11 protein-coding genes and 1 pseudogene are annotated in these 17252 nt (G+C 71.8%); 5 read left to right on the top strand and 7 right to left on the bottom strand.

Annotation, left to right across the window (positions count from 1 at the left end):
* Nucleotides 1–179: 179 nt before the first annotated feature.
* Nucleotides 180–6299 carry an SDR family NAD(P)-dependent oxidoreductase gene (locus ACFSKW_RS47975; RefSeq protein ID WP_379581309.1) on the top strand — a complete coding sequence of 2040 codons (6120 nt, stop codon included), beginning with the start codon at nucleotides 180–182 and terminating at the stop codon, nucleotides 6297–6299.
* 125 nt (nucleotides 6300–6424) lie between these two features.
* On the opposite strand, the pseudogene ACFSKW_RS47980 reads toward ACFSKW_RS47975, so the two are convergent.
* Nucleotides 6425–6835 (bottom strand): annotated as a pseudogene (locus ACFSKW_RS47980) (RNA-guided endonuclease TnpB family protein); the annotation flags it as partial.
* Nucleotides 6836–7005: 170 nt separating this feature from the next.
* On the opposite strand from ACFSKW_RS47980, the gene ccrA reads away from it, so the two are divergent.
* Complete coding sequence (ccrA, locus tag ACFSKW_RS47985) at nucleotides 7006–8331, top strand: crotonyl-CoA carboxylase/reductase (RefSeq protein ID WP_379581310.1); 1326 nt, start codon at nucleotides 7006–7008, stop codon at nucleotides 8329–8331.
* On the opposite strand, the gene ACFSKW_RS47990 is transcribed toward ccrA, so the two are convergent.
* Both ACFSKW_RS47990 and ACFSKW_RS47995 read right to left on the bottom strand, forming a co-directional pair.
* A complete protein-coding gene (locus ACFSKW_RS47990; RefSeq protein WP_379581312.1) occupies nucleotides 8297–9490 on the bottom strand; it encodes a PucR family transcriptional regulator in 1194 nt (397 codons plus the stop codon). The two genes, ccrA and ACFSKW_RS47990, sit on opposite strands and share 35 nt — an antisense overlap.
* 68 nt (nucleotides 9491–9558) lie before the next feature.
* On the bottom strand, nucleotides 9559–9756 hold the full coding sequence (locus ACFSKW_RS47995) for an EF-hand domain-containing protein (RefSeq protein WP_379581314.1): 198 nt from the start codon (nucleotides 9754–9756) through the stop codon (nucleotides 9559–9561).
* Nucleotides 9757–9913: 157 nt separating this feature from the next.
* On the opposite strand from ACFSKW_RS47995, the gene ACFSKW_RS48000 reads away from it, so the two are divergent.
* Complete coding sequence (locus ACFSKW_RS48000; RefSeq protein WP_379581316.1) at nucleotides 9914–10675, top strand: tyrosine-protein phosphatase; 762 nt, start codon at nucleotides 9914–9916, stop codon at nucleotides 10673–10675.
* 50 nt (nucleotides 10676–10725) lie between these two features.
* Here the strand turns inward: ACFSKW_RS48000 and secD are convergent, their stop codons facing one another.
* Both secD and ACFSKW_RS48010 read right to left on the bottom strand, forming a co-directional pair.
* Nucleotides 10726–12936: a protein translocase subunit SecD gene (secD, locus tag ACFSKW_RS48005; RefSeq protein WP_379581318.1), complete on the bottom strand. Its 2211-nt coding sequence runs from the start codon at nucleotides 12934–12936 to the stop codon at nucleotides 10726–10728.
* A 28-nt stretch (nucleotides 12937–12964) separates the two neighbouring features.
* Nucleotides 12965–13309: a hypothetical protein gene (locus ACFSKW_RS48010; RefSeq protein ID WP_379581320.1), complete on the bottom strand. Its 345-nt coding sequence runs from the start codon at nucleotides 13307–13309 to the stop codon at nucleotides 12965–12967.
* A gap of 36 nt (nucleotides 13310–13345) precedes the next feature.
* Between ACFSKW_RS48010 and ACFSKW_RS48015 the strand changes: the two genes are divergently transcribed.
* Nucleotides 13346–15007, top strand: coding sequence for an alpha-amylase family protein (locus tag ACFSKW_RS48015; RefSeq protein ID WP_379581322.1), 1662 nt, complete (start codon nucleotides 13346–13348; stop codon nucleotides 15005–15007).
* Here the strand turns inward: ACFSKW_RS48015 and ACFSKW_RS48020 are convergent.
* Nucleotides 14994–15557: a TetR/AcrR family transcriptional regulator gene (locus tag ACFSKW_RS48020; protein ID WP_379581324.1), complete on the bottom strand. Its 564-nt coding sequence runs from the start codon at nucleotides 15555–15557 to the stop codon at nucleotides 14994–14996. The genes ACFSKW_RS48015 and ACFSKW_RS48020 overlap by 14 nt on opposite strands.
* Before the next feature lie 66 nt (nucleotides 15558–15623).
* Between ACFSKW_RS48020 and ACFSKW_RS48025 the strand changes: the two genes are divergently transcribed.
* Nucleotides 15624–16340 (top strand): SDR family NAD(P)-dependent oxidoreductase, encoded by a 717-nt coding sequence (locus ACFSKW_RS48025; protein ID WP_379581326.1) that lies wholly within the window; start codon nucleotides 15624–15626, stop codon nucleotides 16338–16340.
* Nucleotides 16341–16509: 169 nt separating this feature from the next.
* Here ACFSKW_RS48025 and ACFSKW_RS48030 read toward each other — a convergent pair whose 3' ends face one another.
* Nucleotides 16510–17247, bottom strand: coding sequence for a cytochrome d ubiquinol oxidase subunit II (locus tag ACFSKW_RS48030; protein ID WP_379581328.1), 738 nt, complete (start codon nucleotides 17245–17247; stop codon nucleotides 16510–16512).
* Between the last annotated feature and the right edge of the window lie 5 nt (nucleotides 17248–17252).

Genomic DNA, 17252 nt, shown 5'->3' on the forward strand with positions numbered 1-17252 from the left:
GGCCTGGCGGCGCGTGGCAGCTATCACCGGAGGCAACGAAAAGGCGCTGCGGCTTGCGCTCTCCGGACAATTATCACCGGCGTGACAAAACGAACCGGAGGAATGTTCCGCTACGGGCTGCTCTCGAACGGTTCGTATGGGTAGGTTGGCCGATCACCCCCGGCAGCATGGGAGAACCCATGGACGTACTCGGTGACGGCGAGATCCGCCGCTTCCTCACGGAACGGATCTCCTCCCGGTGTGCCACGGACGACGTGGACCCCGACCGGCCGCTGGAGGAGTACGGACTGTCCTCCAGGGACGCGATGGGGATCGCGGGGGAGCTGGCCGAGCTGGTCGGGCGGGAGCTGCCGCCGACCCTGGTGTGGGAACACCCGACGATCAACCGGCTCGCCGCCGCCCTCTCCTCACCCGGCCCGCTTTCCGACCTGGCGGACGATCGTGCACCCGAGCCGCACCCGACGGGCGGCCGTCCGTCCGGCCCCCGCCCCCACCCGGTCGAGGGCCGTTCGTCCTACCCGCACCACCACTCGGTCGAGGGCCGCTCGTCCGGCGCGTACCACCTGGTCGAGGGCCGCTCGTCCGACGGGTACCACCTGGTCGAGGGCCGCTCGCACGAGGCACGTCCCCATCCGGTCCAAGGCCGTGCGCCCGAGCCGATCGCGGTGGTCGGGGTCGGGTGCCGCCTGCCGGGCGCCGAAGGGCCCGAGGCGTTCTGGGATCTCCTCGTCCACGGCCGCGACGCCGTACGGACGGTGCCCGAAGGCAGGTGGGAACGGTTCGACGACGGCACGGCCCGCACCGCGGAAGCCCTGCGCCGCACGACCAGGCACGGCGGCTTCCTCGACGACATCGAGGGATTCGACGCCGAGTTCTTCGGCATCCCACCGGGCGAGGCCGCCACGATGGACCCCCAGCAGCGCCTCCTCCTCGAAACGGCGTGGGACGCGTTCGAGCACGGCGGTATCGCCCCTCGCTCGTTACGCGGCAGCCGTACCGCCTGCTTCGTCGGCATCTCCGGCAACGAGTACGCCCACCTCACCACCGCCGACCCCGCCTCCGTGGAGGCCTGGACCGCCACGGGCGCCGCCTTCAGCATCGCCGCGAACCGGCTGTCGTACCTGCTGGACCTGCGCGGACCCTCGATGGCCGTCGACACCGCGTGCTCGTCGTCCCTCGTCGCCATCCATCTGGCGGTGAACAGCCTCCGGGCGGGTGAGAGCGACCTCGCTCTGGCGGCGGGCGTGAACCTGCTGCTGTCCCCGGTCGTCACCATGGCCTTCGACCAGGCGGGCGGCACCGCGCCGGACGGCAGGTGCAAGGCGTTCGACGCGTCCGCCGACGGGATGGTGAGGGCCGAGGGCTGCGGCGCCGTCGTGCTCAAGCGCCTGTCCGACGCCCTCCGCGACAACGACAGGGTCCTCGCGGTGGTCACCGCGTCCGCCGTCAATCAGGACGGCCGCTCGAACGGGCTCGTCGCCCCCAACCCCGACGCCCAGCGGGACCTGCTCCGGGGCGTCTACGCCGACCTCGACAGGGGCCCCGACCACATCGAGGCCCACGGCACCGGCACCTTCCTCGGCGACCCGATCGAGGCCCGCGCCATCGCCGCCGCGCTCCCCTGCCCCGTCCTGATCGGCTCGGTGAAGACCAACCTCGGCCACCTGGAGGCCGCGGCGGGGGTGACGGGCTTCATCAAGTCGGTGCTGTCGCTCCACCACGGCCTCATCCCGCCCAGCCTGCACGTCCACACGCCGAACCCGCACGTCCCCTGGGAATCCCTCACGCTGGTCACCGAACCGACCCCGTGGCCCCGTCCCGACGCCCGGGCGGGGGTGTCGTCGTTCGGCTTCGGCGGCACCAACGCGCACATCGTCCTGGACGCCCACCACGAGCCCGCGACCCTGGCCCGCGCGACCGGCACGCCGCGCGCCCGAGTGCTCGGCGAGAGCACCCGGGCGACCGGGACGCCGCCGGCCCGGGTGCTCAGCGAGGGAAGCCGCACGACCGGCACGCCACCGGCCCGGGTTCTCGTGCTGAGCGACACCTCGGCCGACCGGGTCAGGGAGCAGGCCGCCGACCTGGCCGCCTGGCTCACCACCCACCGGGACCCGAGCGGCGGTTCCCCGGACAGCGGCGCCTGGCTGGGGGACGTCGCGTACACGCTGGCGAGGCGGGCGGGCAGGGGCAGGGTGGGCGCGGCGGTCGTGGGGAGGACCGCCGACGAGCTGGTCCGCGCGCTCGCGACCGTCGAACCAGGGCCCGCGGGCGGCAAGGGCCCGGTGTGGGTCTTCAGCGGGTACGGCGCGCAGTGGCCGGGCATGGTGCGCGACCTCTACGCCGCCGAGCCCGTCTTCAGGGAGGCCGTCGACGAGCTGGCGCCGCTGCTCAAGGCGGAGGGCGGCATCGACCCGCACGACAGGGAGGCGAGCGGCGTCGCCCACCTACAACCGATGATCTTCGCCGTGCAGATCGCCCTCAGCAGGCTGTGGACCGCCTACGGGATCCGGCCCGCGGCCGTCATCGGGCACTCCATGGGCGAGGTCGCCGCGGCGGTCGTCGCCGGCGGGCTCGGGCTGCACGACGGGGTCAGGGTGATCTGCAGGAGGGCGCGGCTGCTGGGCTCGCTGGGCGGAGGCGGGTCGATGGCGGTGCTGGAGGTCGCCGCCGAGGAGGTGCCGGCGGGACTTCACGTCGCCGTGCACTCCTCGCCGGCGCAGACCGTGGTCACGGGCGACGCTGACGGCATGGCGCGGTTCGCGGCGGAGGTGGGGGCGAGCGGGCGGTACGCGCGGGTGCTGACGGCGGAGGGCGCGGGGCACTCGCCCCAGGTCAGGCCCCTGCAGCCGTTGCTGAGGGCCGAGCTGGAGCCGATCAACCCCCGCAAGCCCTCGATCCCGTTCTACTCGACGGTGCTCGACGATCCGCGGGAGACGCCGACGTTCGAGCCCGCCTACTGGGCGGCGGGGATCAGGCGTCCCGTACGGCTCATGCAGGCGGTGCGAGCCGCGGCGGAGGACGGGCACACGGTCTTCACCGAGATCGGGCCGCATCCCGTGCTGGCCGCGCCGCTCAGGGACAGCCTCCCGCGGAGCGTGCTGGTGACCCATTCGATCGCCAGGCCCCCTTCCTCCGGCGCGGGTCCCGCTCCCGATGGGCAGGGCGAGGGCGGGTCCGGCGAGCGGGGTCCTGGGGTGAAGGGGTTCGAGGAGCAGGTCGCCAGGGTGGCGGCCGCCGTGCCGCCGTGCCTGGACGGCCGGGTGGTGGACGTGCCGCGGCCGCGTTGGCGGAGGGAGCGGCACTGGGTGGCCGAGCGGCCGCGTACCGCGGGCGGGCACCCGGTGCTGGGCGCGCACGTGGAGACTCCCGCAGGTGACAGCTGGTCCCCCGTGCTCGACGACCTGTCCGAGGCGCCGTGGCACCTGGACGAGGCGACCTGGCACAGGCAGGGCGTCGCCGTGCTGCCGGTGGAGGCGGTCGCGCGGCTGGCGCTGGCGGCGTCTGGCGGGGACGTCGTCGAGGACGTCGCGCTGTACGCGCTGCTGCCGTTGCCGGCACGGGTCACCGTCACGCGCGTGGGCGGGCGCGTCGAGGTGCACGCGAAGGACGCGGCGGGCGTGTGGAAGATGTACGGCTCGGCCGGCGAAGGCGGCTCTGCCGACGCGCGGGAAAGAATCGGGCTTTTCCGTGTAGACGGGTCTTGTGAGGGAATCGAGACGCGAGAGATCCAGGAGGCGGGCGTTCCGGTACGGCTGGCGGACAAGCTCGTCGAACGGCTCTGGACACCGGCCCCGCTGGCGGACGACCAGGTGGCGCCGGCCCGCGAATGGCTCATCCTGGCCGATGAGGGGGATCCGCGGGCCGGCCGCCTGGCCTCGTTCCTGCCCGCGGGGCCGGAGGGCGACCCGCTCCTGCTCGTGCCCGTGAACCCCGACCCGGCGAGCGTCCTGCTGGATCTGGCGCGGATGGCCGGCGGCAGGCGGCTGAGGATCGTCACCGAGCGAGCGCAGGCCGTCGTCGCGGGCGAGCCCGGCGAGCCGGCGGCCGCCTCGCTGCGTGGCGTGATCAGGGTGCTGGCCCTGGAACATCCCGAGCTCCGGGCCAGCCTGATCGACGTCGACGACCTTTCGGCGCTCGCGCGGGAGCTGGCCTGCGACTCCGATGACGACGAGGTGGCCTGGCGCGGCGGCGTCCGCTACGCCGCCCGGCTTCGCCGCGCCGAGCTCCCCGAACCCGCCCGCCATCGTGGCGTCCCTGCCGTGGTGCGCGAGGGCGGCGGCTACCTGATCACCGGAGGCTACGGCACGCTCGGACTCCTGGTCGCCCGCTGGCTGGCCGAGAGAGGAGCGGGGAGGGTCGTGGTGAACGGCCGTTCGGGGCCGTCGGCCGAGGCCGCCGCGCACCTCGCCGGGCTCCCGGCCGTCGAGGTGGTCACGGGGGATCTGGCCGCGGAGGGTACGGCAGCGCGGCTGGTGGCGGCGGCGACCGAGGGCGGGCTGCGGCTGTGCGGGGTCGTCCACGCGGCGGGAGCGCTGGACGACAGCCTGGTCGCGGACCTGACGCGAGCCTCGATCGAACGGGTGTGGGCGGCCAAGGCGACGGGCGGGCGGCGGCTGGACGAGGCGACGCGGGGCCACGACCTCGACTGGTGGGTGGCGTTCTCGTCGGCCGCGTCGCTGCTGGGCTCGCCGGGGCAGGCCGCCTACGTGATGGCGAACGCGTATCTGGACGCGCTGTGCGATCTCCGCAGGGCGGAGGGCGCGCCGGCGGTGTCGATCGCGTGGGGAACGTGGGCGGGGGCGAACCCGCTGCCCGCCGTCGTGCCGCTCACTCCGGAGGAGGGGATCGAGGCGCTGGAGGCTCTGCTGCGAAGAGGGCTGTCGGCGGGCGTGGTCAGGCTCGACCCTGCGAAGGCGACGGCGGTGTTCCCAGGGGTGGGGCGCATGCCGTACTTCTCCATGGTGGTGGAGGGCGCGGGGGATCGGCGGCCCGACCTGGGGGAGCTGGCGCCCGAGGAGGCGCTGCGGGTGATCGGCGCGCGGGTGCGGGAGCGGGTGGCGGGCGTGCTCGGGCTCGACGCCCGATGGCTGGAGGAGTCCGGGGATGCGCCGGGCGGCACGGTGCTGACGGATCTGGGGCTGGACTCGCTGGCGGCGACGCGGTTGCGCGGCTCGTTCGAGCACGACTTCGGGGTGGCACTGCCCGCGGGGCTGCTGCTCAGAGGCGGCACTCTCGACGGGGTCGTGCGGGCGCTGGCGGCCGAACTGGGCGTCGAGAGGGCCGGGCCGGTCGAGATGGGACCGAGAGACGCGGCCGAACGGCTGGTGGTCAGAGTGGCGGGGGAGGTGGTCGGGCGGGTACTCGGAGTGAACGAGGCGGTCCCGGCCGAGGTCCTGCCCGCCCTGGAGCGCGAGGTGGGGCGCAGGGTGGCCGGCGTGACCGTGGCCGAGGTCGCCGACGGGGTGCGGAACCTGGACGAGAAGGAGGCAGGGCGGGGGATCGTCAGGCCGCTGACGGCCGGGCTCGCCCCGCCCGGCGCGCACCGCGGGCCGTTGTTCCTCGCGCACCCCGCGGGCGGGACGACGGGCGTCTATCTCAGGCTCGCGTCCCTTCTCGGCACGCCGGTGTTCGGGCTGGAACGGGTGGAGGGGGCGGACGGCATCCCCGAGCGGGCCGCCGCCTACGCCGAGGCCATCACCGGCACCTGTCCCGCCCCCTACCGGATCGGCGGCTGGTCGTTCGGCGGGATCATGGCCTTCGAGATCGCCAGGCTGCTCGGCGACGCCGTCGAGCTGGTCGCGATGATCGACTCAGGGCTTCCCGCCCCGCTCGACCCCGCCGCGCTCACCCGCGTCCACGCCCGGAGGTACGCCGACTTCTCCCAGTACCTCCGCGACACCTACGGCGCCGCCATCTCCCTGACCTACGACGAGCTGGCGGAGCTCGGCGAGAGCGAACAGCTGGCCCTCACCGAGGCGCGCATCGAGGCGTCGGGCGTCCTGACCGGACTGAGCCCCGCCATCCTGCGCCACCAGCGCACCTCCCACCAGGACACCCTGGCCATCGAGCGCTACCAGTGCGGGCCGTACCAGGGAAGGGTCGTCCTCTACCGCTCCACCGAGCCGACCCCGTGGGCCGTGGAGGACGTCCGCTACGCGCACACCGACGATCCCGCCCGAGGCTTCGCGCCGTTCGCGAAGAACCTGGAGATCGTCCCCGTGCACGGGTCGCACCATCTCAACCTGCTCGACCCCCCACATGTAGAGATCGTCGCCGCACACCTGAGAGGTCTCCTTTGACATTCTCCCCTCGTCAACGAGGGGGATTCCCACGGTCACCCGTGAGGGTTCCTGCTTCACGGCCAGTTGCCCGCCCGAGAGGACTCTCGTTGAGGTCTTACACCAGCTCCACAGGCGTTTCAGCTCTCCGCCAGCCCGGCGGCGAGCACATTCTTGGCGGCATTGACGTCACGGTCGTGGTGTGCGCCACAGGCGCACACCCAGTCGCGGACGTTCAGCGGCACCCTGGCCTGCAGCGCTCCGCACGCGGAACACAGCTTGGAGGAGGGGAACCAGCGGTCGACCACCACCAGCTCACGCCCGTACCAGATGGCCTTGTACTCCAGCATGGAGCGCAGTTCCCGCCAGGACGCGTCCGAGATGGCGCGCGCCAGCGAATGGTTGCGGACCATGTTGCGGACGGTCAGATCCTCCACGGCGATCACTTGGTTCTCGCGAACAAGCCGGTCACGGCGTTCATGCTTCGGGTTGACGATCTTCTCGCCGGTGGAGAGCGTCACCAGCGCGCTGATGCCCGCGTCCGCGCCCACGTTCGTGCCGACCGGCGACTGCGCCACACCCCACATGCTACTGCCACCATCAGGCGAGAATCGTGCGTTTGTTCGATATGGCGGTCCGCCTGGCGGCGAATCGCCCGCCCCTGTCCCGCTCCGCAGGGGTCCGATTCCTCCCCGCCCGAAGGCGGGGGTTTCCCCGGAGGTATCTGATGACGCTGGCAGAGGCAGTGATCGAGGGCGCGGATCCCGAAGAGCTCGAGCACACTCCGCTCCCCTCGACCTACACCGCCGCCTACATCCGCAAGGACGAGGTCGGCATGTTCGGCAGGACGCCGCACGGCGTGAACGGGGTGGACAAGGACGTGCGCAGGTCGCTGCACGTGGGCGAGGTCCCCATGCCCCGGCTGGCCCCGGACGAGGTCCTTGTCGCGGTCATGGCCAGCGCGATCAACTTCAACACCGTCTGGTCGGCGATGTTCGAGCCGATCCCGACGTTCGCCTTCCTCGAGCGCTTCGGCAGGACCGATCCGCGCCACGACCTCGACACGCACGTGCTCGGCTCGGACGCGTCCGGCGTGATCGTCAGGAAGGGCGCGGCGGTACAGCGCTGGCGGATCGGCGACAGGGTGGTGACGAGCCCCGCGTACGTGGACGGCGAGGACCCCGTCACCCACCACGACTCCATGCTGGGGAACGACCTGCGGGCGTGGGGATTCGAGACGAACTTCGGCGGGCTCGCGGAGTTCGCGGTGGTGAAGGCGACGCAGCTGCTGCCGAAGCCGGCCCACCTGAGCTGGGAGGAGGCCGCGTGCAACATGCTGTGCGCGTCCACCGCCTACCGCATGCTGGTCGGCGAGCACGGCTCGCGGATGAAGCAGGGTGACGTGGTGCTGCTGTGGGGCGCGACCGGCGGCCTCGGCGCGTACGGCGTGCAGCTCGTCAAGAACGGCGGAGGCATCCCCGTCGGCGTGGTCAGCTCGCGGGAGAAGGCCGAACTGCTGCGCAGGATGGGGTGCGAGCACATCCTGGACCGCACCCAGTTCGAGCACCTGGACGACGAGAAGGCATGGCGCAGGCTGGGGGCCGAGGTGCGCAGGCTGGTCGGCGAGGACCCCGCGATCGTGTTCGAGCACACGGGCAAGGAGACGTTCGGCGCGTCGGTGTACGTCGCGAGGAAGGGCGGCTCGGTGGTGACCTGCGGTTCGTCCAGCGGGTTCGAGCACGCCTACGACAACAGGCACCTGTGGATGAGGCTCAAGCGGATCATCGGCTCGCACGGCGCGAACTACCTGGAGTGCGCCGAGGTCAACCGCCTCATCTCGCTCGGGATGATCCATCCGACGCTGTCGCGGGTCTACCCGCTGGAGCGGGCGGGCGACGCGGCGCGTGCCGTGCAGACGAACGAGCACGTCGGCAAGGTCGGGGTGCTCTGCCTGGCGCCGGAGGAGGACCTGGGCATCGAGGACCGTGCGCTGCGGGAGCGTGTCGGCGAGCCGAACCTCAGGCTGTTCCGCTCCTGGCCTGTCGCGCCCTGAGGACGATCTCCAGCTCGAAGCGGATGTCGGGGTCGCCGAGCTGCTCGCCGTACAGTTCCTCGAGCTGGCGCAGCCGGTAGCGGACGGTCTGCGGGTGGACGTGCAGCCTGGCGGCCACCTCGCCGGCGCCTCTGCCGTACCTCAGCCAGGCCAGCAGCGTCTCGGCCAGCCGGTCCTGCTGCGACTTGCGCAGGTGGGCGAGCGGCGCGAGCCTGGCCTGCGCCAGCGCGCCGACCAGGTCCTCGTCCTTGAAGACGATCAGCGTCGCCATGTGGTCGGCGCAGCGCAGCGGCCCGCGGGCTCCGGGGAGCACCCCTCTGCGGGCCAGGTCCAGCGCCTCTTCCGCCCATTGCAGCGAGACGGCCGCCCTGTTCAGCGGTACGGCGGGGCCGACCGCGGCCCGCCATCCGCGCAGGCTCTTCTCGAGCATCTGGGGCTGCCCCGGCCCGTTGGGGTCGGGGACGAGCAGGCACGGCTGCGGCCGTTCGAGCCCGACCAGGACGTCGGGGGGAAGGGAGGGGGTGCCGTTCTGGTCGTCGAGCGCGACGCCCGCGACGGTCCTGGGCAGCCGCCAGCCCGCCGCCTTGGCCAGGTCGGCGATCGCCTCCGCGCCGGCGGACGGCTGGGAGAGCAGCAGGTCGAGCAGGCGGTGGCGGCGGCGCTCCATCTCGCCCGCCGCGTGGGCCCTGGCCTCGTCGAAGCCCTGGGCGGCCGCGTCGGCCAGCTGGTCGAGGTAGACGAAGATCGCCTCCCCGAGGTCGTAGAGCGACTGGGGCGACAGGCCGAGCGGTTCGGCCAGCTCTGTCAGCCGCCGCCAGCCGACTCTCGCACCCAGGCGCATGGCGGTCTGGAGCGGTTCGAGGTTGCGGCCCTCGGCGGCCTCGCCCCTGCCGATCATGCGGAACGGTTCGGGATCCCACGGGGTGTCGGGGTCCTCGATGCGGTCGAGGAAGCGGCCGATGGCCTCCTCGACCGCCATCCGCACGACCTTGATGTAGATCTCGTCAGACGGCCTCGCGTACTCGGGGATCCGGGTCTGGATCTCCTCGATCACCTCGTCGGAGAGCCTGCCGATACCGGGGCGCAACGCGTGCACGATGCCGGAGGGAACGGACTCCCAGAGGCGGCGCCCGTCGCTCCCGTCACCCTTGATGCCCATGACCCCTCCCGTCGCCACTTGTTACTTAACTGACAGGGGTTGCGTAGAGCAAGTGCTTGTTTTTATAACTATTGGATGAAGGAGCCGAACTCCTCCAGCGAGATCAGGCCGTCGCCGTCACGGTCCAGCCTGGCGACGCCCGCCTGCGCGGCTTCGAGGGTGATGGGCTGGCCGAGCACCTCCATCAGGCGGACCAGCTCCTCGGCGGAGATCAGACCGTCGTTGTTGCCGTCGACGAGGTCGAACGTGATCGCGTAGTCACTCATGGGCGAGAGGTTAGTCCCATTTACCGCCCATCGCCGCTCACTCGGTCAAAGGAGACGACCAGCGCCCATACCGGTGATCACGGGCGTGCCGATCGGCGCGGGAGCCGACACCCCGCTCCCGCGCCGCCCGACCGCTCTACGGCTATCGTCGGGTTTCATGGACTTCATCGCGTCCGCGCCCAACCTGCGGGACATCGGTGGTCAGCTCACCGCCGACGGCAGGAAGGTCCGCACCGGGCTCGCCTTCCGGTCCGGCGCGCTCGACCAGCTCACCCCCGCCGACCAGGAGGCGCTGACCGCACGCGGGGTGCGCCTGGTCTGCGATCTCCGCACGGCGAGCGAGCGCGCCGCCCAGCCTGACCGGATCCCGGACGGCGTCGACTACCTGGTGCTCGACGTGCAGCGGCAGGGCGGCCACGGCGCCGACATCGCCGCCCTGTTCGAGGACCCCTCGCTCGTGGCCTCGCTGACCTCGCCCGAGACCTCCGAGGGGTTCCTCGCCGCGGTCTACCGCGGCATGGTGATCGAGCCCGACGCGCACGCCGCCTTCGGCGACCTGATGCGCGCGCTGTCCAGGCCGGGCACCCTCATGCACTGCACGGCGGGCAAGGACCGCACAGGATGGGGCGTCGCGCTGCTGCTCACCGTCCTGGGCGTCGACAAGCGGACGGTCATGGCCGACTACCTGCTCAGCAACGATCACCTGGCGGAGGCGGCGAGCAGGATCTACGGGATGCTCGAAGGCACGGGGATCGCCGTCGAGGTCGTGCGGCCGCTGCTGGAGGTGCGCGAGCCGTACCTGAACACCGCCTTCGACACCGTCGCCGCCGTCCACGGTGACATGGACGGATACGTCCGTGAGGCCCTCGGCCTCACGGACCGCGACCTGGCCGCGCTCAAGGACCTGTACCTGAACTGACCCGCCCCCGACCGGCCCCGCCCCCCGGACGGGAGCGGGGCCGGGGCCCGTCAGACGACCGCGCCCGAGCCCTCGCGGGAGCGGGGGGCACGGCGGGCGGGCGGGGACGGCGGGGGCTGCTTGCTGTGCCGTTCGAACACGATCGCCAACGGCCCCGCCACCAGCGACGACGACAGGGTGCCCACCACGATCCCGATCAGCAACGCGATCGCGAAGTCGCGCAGCGAGTCGCCGCCGAACACCGCCAGCGCGGCCAGGATGAACAGCGCGCCCAGCCCGGTGTTCACCGTCCGCGGCACGGTCTGCAGGATCGCCTGGTTGACCACCTGGGCGAACGGCGCCTTCCGCTGGGCCGCCCACAGCTCGCGCACCCTGTCGAAGACCACCACCTTGTCGTTCACCGAGTACCCGACGATCGTCAGCATCGCCGCGAGGAAGACCCCGTCGATCGGCTTGCCGAACCACGCGAAGGCCCCCACGACCGCCGCCGTGTCCACCAGCAGCGCCAGAACGGCCGCCGCGCCGAACGTCCACCGGAACCTGGCCGCCAGGTAGACCAGCTGCGCCGCCAGCGCGACGCCCAGCGCGATCAGCGCGTTGCGCCGCAGTTCCTCACCGAGGGAGGGCCCGATGAGCTCGTCGCGCACCTTGGTGGCCTGCCCGCCGAGCGCCCGCTGGATCCGGTCGACGTCGTCGGCCCCGATCTGTCCGGTCCGCACCGAGATCGCCTCGTTCGAGCTCTGCACGACCGCGTTGGGGAACCCCGCGCCGGAGACCGCGGCCCTGGCCGCGTCCGCGCTCACCGGCGTGGCCGTCGTGAACTCGACGAGCCGTCCTCCGGTGAACTCGACCCCGAAGTTCAGCCCCCGCGAGACGAGCCCGGCGACCGCGATCACGACGAGCACCGCCGCGCCGACGAGCCAACGCCTGGCGTGCCGCATGACGAAGGGGTTGCGGGCGGTCAGCCAGGTGCGCATCCTGCCGATCGAGCCGATGCCGGAGATCCGCGGCGGGACCCTGCCGATGATCCACTGGGTGAGCGCCCTGGTGATGAGCAGGGCCGAGACAAGGGAGGCCAGCACGCCGATCGACAGTGTCACGCCGAACCCCTTGACCGGGCCCGACGCCAGCCAGAACAGCAGGCCGGCGGCGAGCAGCGTGGTGATGTTCGAGTCGGCGATCGCGCTCCACGCCTTCCTGAACCCCTGGTCGAGCGCGGCCCTCAGGCCAGCTCTGCCGTACTCCTCCCTGGCTCGTTCGAAGACCAGCACGTTGGCGTCGACGGCCATGCCGATCGCCAGCACGAAGCCCGCGAGGCCGGGGAGGGTGAGCGTCGCGCCGAGGGCGGTCAGCGCGGCGTAGGAGATGAGGCCGTAGCTCACCAGCGCGACCGCGGCGAGCAGACCGACCACCCGGTAGACGAGGATGATGAACGCGCCCGTCAGGACCACGCCGACGACGGCGGCCTGGGCGCTGGCGGTGATGGCCTCGGCGCCGAGCGTCGGGCCGACCGTCCGCTGCTCGACGATCTTCATCGGCACGGGAAGCGAGCCGCCCTTGATCAGCACCGCGAGGTTCTGCGCCTCCTCGGGGGTGAAGGAGCCGGTGATGTCGGTCGATCCGCCCGGCATGCCCGTACGGCACGGCGTCCCCTCGTTCACCTGCGGTGAAGAGATGACCTTGTCGTCGAGCACGATGGCGACCCTGCGCTTGGGGTCGCCGACGGGTTCGCAGGCGGCGGCGCCGGTCAGCTTCTGCCACGGCCCCGTCTCGCGGAAGTCGACGGTGACGAACCAGGCCGCCCCGCGTTGCGGGTCGGTGCGCGCCGCCGCGTCGGTGACGCCGTCGCCGCCGATCACGGCAGGCCCGAGGCGGAGCGGCCTGCCGTCCTCGTCGCGGGTCTGGCCGTCGTCGCCGAGGACGGCGTGGAAGGAGAGCTGCGCGGTCCTTCCGATCACCTCGGCGGCTCTGCGCGGGTCGAGCACGCCGGGCAGCTCGACGATGATGCGCTTCTCGCCCGAGCGGACGAGGGTCGGGTCGACCACGCCCAGTGCGTCCGCCCTGCGGTGGAGCACCTCCAGCGTCCGGTCGGTGGCCGCGGCGTCGGCCTTCACGGTGGGCGAGTCCTGGGTCTCGAAGACGAGTTGGGTGCCGCCGCGCAGGTCGAGGCCGAGGCGCGGCGGCATGGTCAAGGCTAGGAACAACGAAGTCGCGATGACGGCAAGCGCCGCCACCGCGCGCCACAACGGCGCACGGGACATGGGTCCTCCACAAGGCTCTTACAGGGGATCAGGTGAGCGGTGTGGAGGGCGGAGGCGCGCGGGCGGGCGCTCTCCTGTGGTGCTCGCCGCCGAGCGCCCGCGGCCGGGGGGCGACGGCGGTCGCGAGACGGGCGTGCGTGCCGTACGGCGGACCGGCCGTGAGCACGGCGAGGCCGCCACCGCCCACGGCGTGGACGCCCTTGCCCGCATGGACGTGCGGCCTGGCGGGGTCGGGCAGGACCTGGTGATGATCGGCCGCCCTGGCGATCTGGGCGTGGACGGCGGCCGTGACGGAGGCAGGCGGAGTGGACCCGCCGGCCAGGAAGAGTGTGGACAGCAGGAGCAGCAGCGCAGCGGGCAACCTGGTCCGCACGCGTTCACCTTACGCCCGCCCGGGTAGCGAAGGTGGATGCGGCTGACCTATACCAGCGATCTCTGGTGGAAGAACGCGGTGATCTACTGCCTCGACGTCGAGACCTACAAGGACGGCGACGGCGACGGCATCGGCGATTTCCGCGGGCTCACCCAGCAGATCGACTACCTGCACAGCCTGGGCATCACCTGCCTGTGGCTCATGCCGTTCTTCCCGACCCCGAACAAGGACGACGGCTACGACATCGTCGACTTCTACAGTGTCGACCCCCGGCTCGGCACCCTCGGCGACTTCGTGGAGTTCATGCGGACCGCGAAGGACAGGGGGATCCGGGTGATCGCCGACCTGGTCGTCAACCACACCTCCGACCAGCACCCGTGGTTCAGGGAGTCGCGGTCGAGCAAGGACTCGAAGTACCGCGACTGGTATGTCTGGAGCGACACGCCGGAGCCCGACGACCCCGGCGCGATCGTCTTCCCCGACAAGGAGGACTCGCTCTGGGAACTCGACGAGAAGACCGGCCAGTACTACCTGCACAGCTTCTACACGTTCCAGCCGGATCTCAACGTCGCCAATCCCGAGGTCCGCGACGAGATCGCCCGCATCCTCGGCTTCTGGATGGAGCTGGGCCTGTCGGGGTTCAGGGTGGACGCGGTGCCGTTCCTCATCGAGAACGTGGGCGACAAGCTGCCGGACCCGCACGCCTTCCTGGCCGACCTGCGCGCCTTCATGAACAGGCGCGAGGGGGGTTCGATCCTGCTGGGTGAGGTCAACCTGCCCTACAAGGACCTCATCGCCTACTTCGGCAACGGCAACGGCGACCAGCTCACGATGTGCTTCGACTTCCTCCTCATGCAGCGCGCCTGGCTGGCGCTGGCCAGGTGCGAGGCTGAGCCGATCGCCGAGGCGTTGCGGGCCCGCCCCGAGTCGCCCAAGGACAGCCAGTGGGGGACCTTCCTCCGCAACCATGACGAGCTGACTCTCGACAAGCTCAGCGACGAGGAACGGCAGGAGGTCTTCGACGCCTTCGGCCCCGAGAAGGACATGCAGATCTACGGCAGGGGTCTGCGCCGAAGGCTGCCCTCCATGCTCGGCGGCGACCTGCGCCGTATCAAGATGGCCTACAGCCTGCTGCTGTCCATGCCCGGCACCCCGGTGATCTTCTATGGCGAGGAGATCGGCATGGGGGAGAACCTCGACGAAGAGGGCAGGATGGCGGTCAGGACCCCGATGCAGTGGTCACGGGACGGAGGATTCAGCGACGCGACCCCGGCACGCACGATGCCCGCGGGAACCTTCGGGCCCGACCGGGTCAACGTCGCCGACCAGAAGCGCGATCCCGACTCGCTGCTGCGCTGGTTCCAGCTGCTCATCGAGCGCTACAGGGAATGCCCTGAGCTGGCCTGGGGCGAGAACTCGGTGCTGAAGACCGGCCACCCCGCCGTCTTCGCGCACCGCTGCGACGCCGCGGACGCGGCCGTGGTGGCCGTCCACAACCTGTCCGACGCCGCGACCGAGGTCGAACTCGGGCTGAAGGATCTGGACGGCCGCGTGCTCACCGACCTGCTGTCCGACGAGACGATGGAGGTCGCCGACGGCAGGGTACGGCTGGCGATGGGACCGCACGGCTGCCGCTGGCTGCGCGCGACCCCGCGCAAGGACATGCCGCCCGAGGACGCCGCGATCACCGCTCAGTAGCGGGATAGGCCAGCATCGCCAGGCGTGCCACCCGCTCCAGTTCCTCGCGGGTGGCGCCGTCGCGGGCCTGGGTGGACATGCCCTGGATCACCGAGGCGTAGAAGGTGGCGAGGGCGGGCGCGTCGGGTCCCCCGATCCTGGCCTCCAGCGCCTTCTTGGTCGCCTGCCTGAACCCGCGCAGCCATTCCTCGACCTCGGCCGACTCGGGCCCGCAGTTCACCGCCGCCGAGATGATCAGGCAGCCGGGCGGGTGCGAGGGGTCGCTGTACTGCTCGGCCGCCTCCAGCAGCAGCCGTTCGACCGCCTCGCGCCCGGTGGGCTCCTCGGCCAGCGCCCGCGTGGCGAACGCGCCGTGGGTTCGCTGGTAGCGGGTGACCGTCTCCTCGAAGAGGGTCCGCTTGTCGCCGAAGGCGGCGTACAGGCTGGGCGGGCGGATGCCCATCACCTGGGTGAGGCTCGCGACCGAGGTCGCCTCGTAGCCGTGCCGCCAGAACTCCCGCAGCGCGCTCTCCAGTGCCTCGTCCCTGTCGAAGGACCGCTGTCGTGCCATGGACCCATTCTATAGCGATCGCTATGTTACTGTTTCTGTATCGATCGCTAAAGAAAGGTGTGAGGGATGAGGACTGCCCTTGTGACGGGTGCGAGCAGGGGGATCGGCAGGGCGGCCGCACTGCGGCTCGCGCGTGACGGTTTCCACGTCGTGGTGAACTACGCCGCCGACACGTCGGCGGCCGAGGAGGTGGTGTCGTCGATCGAGAAGGACGGCGGCAGCGCCGTCGCGGTGCGGGCCGCCCTGGGCTCACCGGAGGCCATCCCGGCGCTGGCGGCCGAGGTGACGTCCCTCGACGTGCTGGTCAACAACGCGGGCCTGCCCTTGCCGAAGCCGCTGTCGGAGGTGACGCCGGAGGAGTACGAGCGGGTCTTCGCGGTGAACGTGCGCGACCTGTTCTTCCTCACCCAGCGGCTGCTCCCGCTCATCCCCTCGGGAGGGCGGATCATCAACGTGACCTCGGGGGCGGCCAGGATCGCCTACCCCGAGGGCATCGCCTACGCGATGACGAAGGGCGCGGTGCAGACCTTCACCCTCGCCCTCGCCAAGGAGCTGGGACCCCGCGGGATCACCGTCAACAACGTGGCACCCGGGATCATCGACACGGACGCGAACGCCTCATGGCTGGACGAAGGCGGCAGGGCCTACGCCGCCTCCCGCCACGCGGTCAACAGGGTCGGCAGGCCCGAGGAGATCGCGGACACGATCGGCTTCCTCGCCTCGCCACAGGCCTCGTTCATCACCGGCACCACGATCGACGCCACCGGCGGAGGGAACCTGTGAACCTCGTCCTGCTGTACGGCACAGCCGCCGACCCCCTCTCCAACTACACCCACCAGGTGGGACGTCGTGCTCCTCGAACGCCCCGCGGAGATCACCACCCTGATCCGCGACTTCATCCTCGCCTGATCCCCGGCGGCTCCCGCGCGCGAGCCGCCGGACCGAGGCCGGATCACAGGTACGACGGGCCGGTCACCCGGCCGCGGAAGGTCCACCAGACCAGGCCCTGGGCCGCCACCAGCAGCGGCATCAGCACCAGCGTCACCGGCACGAGCAGCGCCAGCGTCGCCGCGTCCGCCGCCGAGGCCGCCAGTTCCAGATCCGCCCCGGTCAGCAGCACGATCCCGGTCAGCGCCGCCGCCGTCAGCGCGTACGTGCGTCCCTCGCCCGACCCCCCGGTCAGCAGTACGGCCCGCTCACGCAGGTCCCCCGTCAGCCGCAGCCCGGCGAACGCCAGCCCGTGCGTCGCGAACAGCAGCGCCACCACGAGCGCGGCCACGATCGGCACCGGCAGGATCTGCGTGAAGATCGCACCCCAGGCCAGCGCGAGCCCCCACGAGCCGGCGACGATCGCCCCGTCCCAGCCCGCCTGCCACCGCGGCCCCTGCACCCTGCCGCGCAGCCACAGCCCCATGTCGCGGACGATCCAGCTGACCAGCAGCGCCACCAGGGCCAGGTAGTTGCCGGCCAGCAGCTCGCCCTCCAGTTCGGGGAACAGTCCGGCGAGCACGCCCGCCAGCGCCACCAGCCACACCTCGTTGCCCAGGAAGAAGGGCGCGATCGCGGCGATGACGGTCCTGCGCTCGGTGGTGGTCCTCCCGAGGTACGGCAGCAGCATGCCCACCCCGATGTCGGCCCCCGCGAGCACGAAGTACCCGACGGCGAAGAAGGCCAGGATGAAGATCTCCATGGTGG

It is taken from the genome of Nonomuraea mangrovi (genome assembly GCF_042681425.1).
Taxonomy (GTDB): domain Bacteria; phylum Actinomycetota; class Actinomycetes; order Streptosporangiales; family Streptosporangiaceae; genus Nonomuraea; species Nonomuraea mangrovi.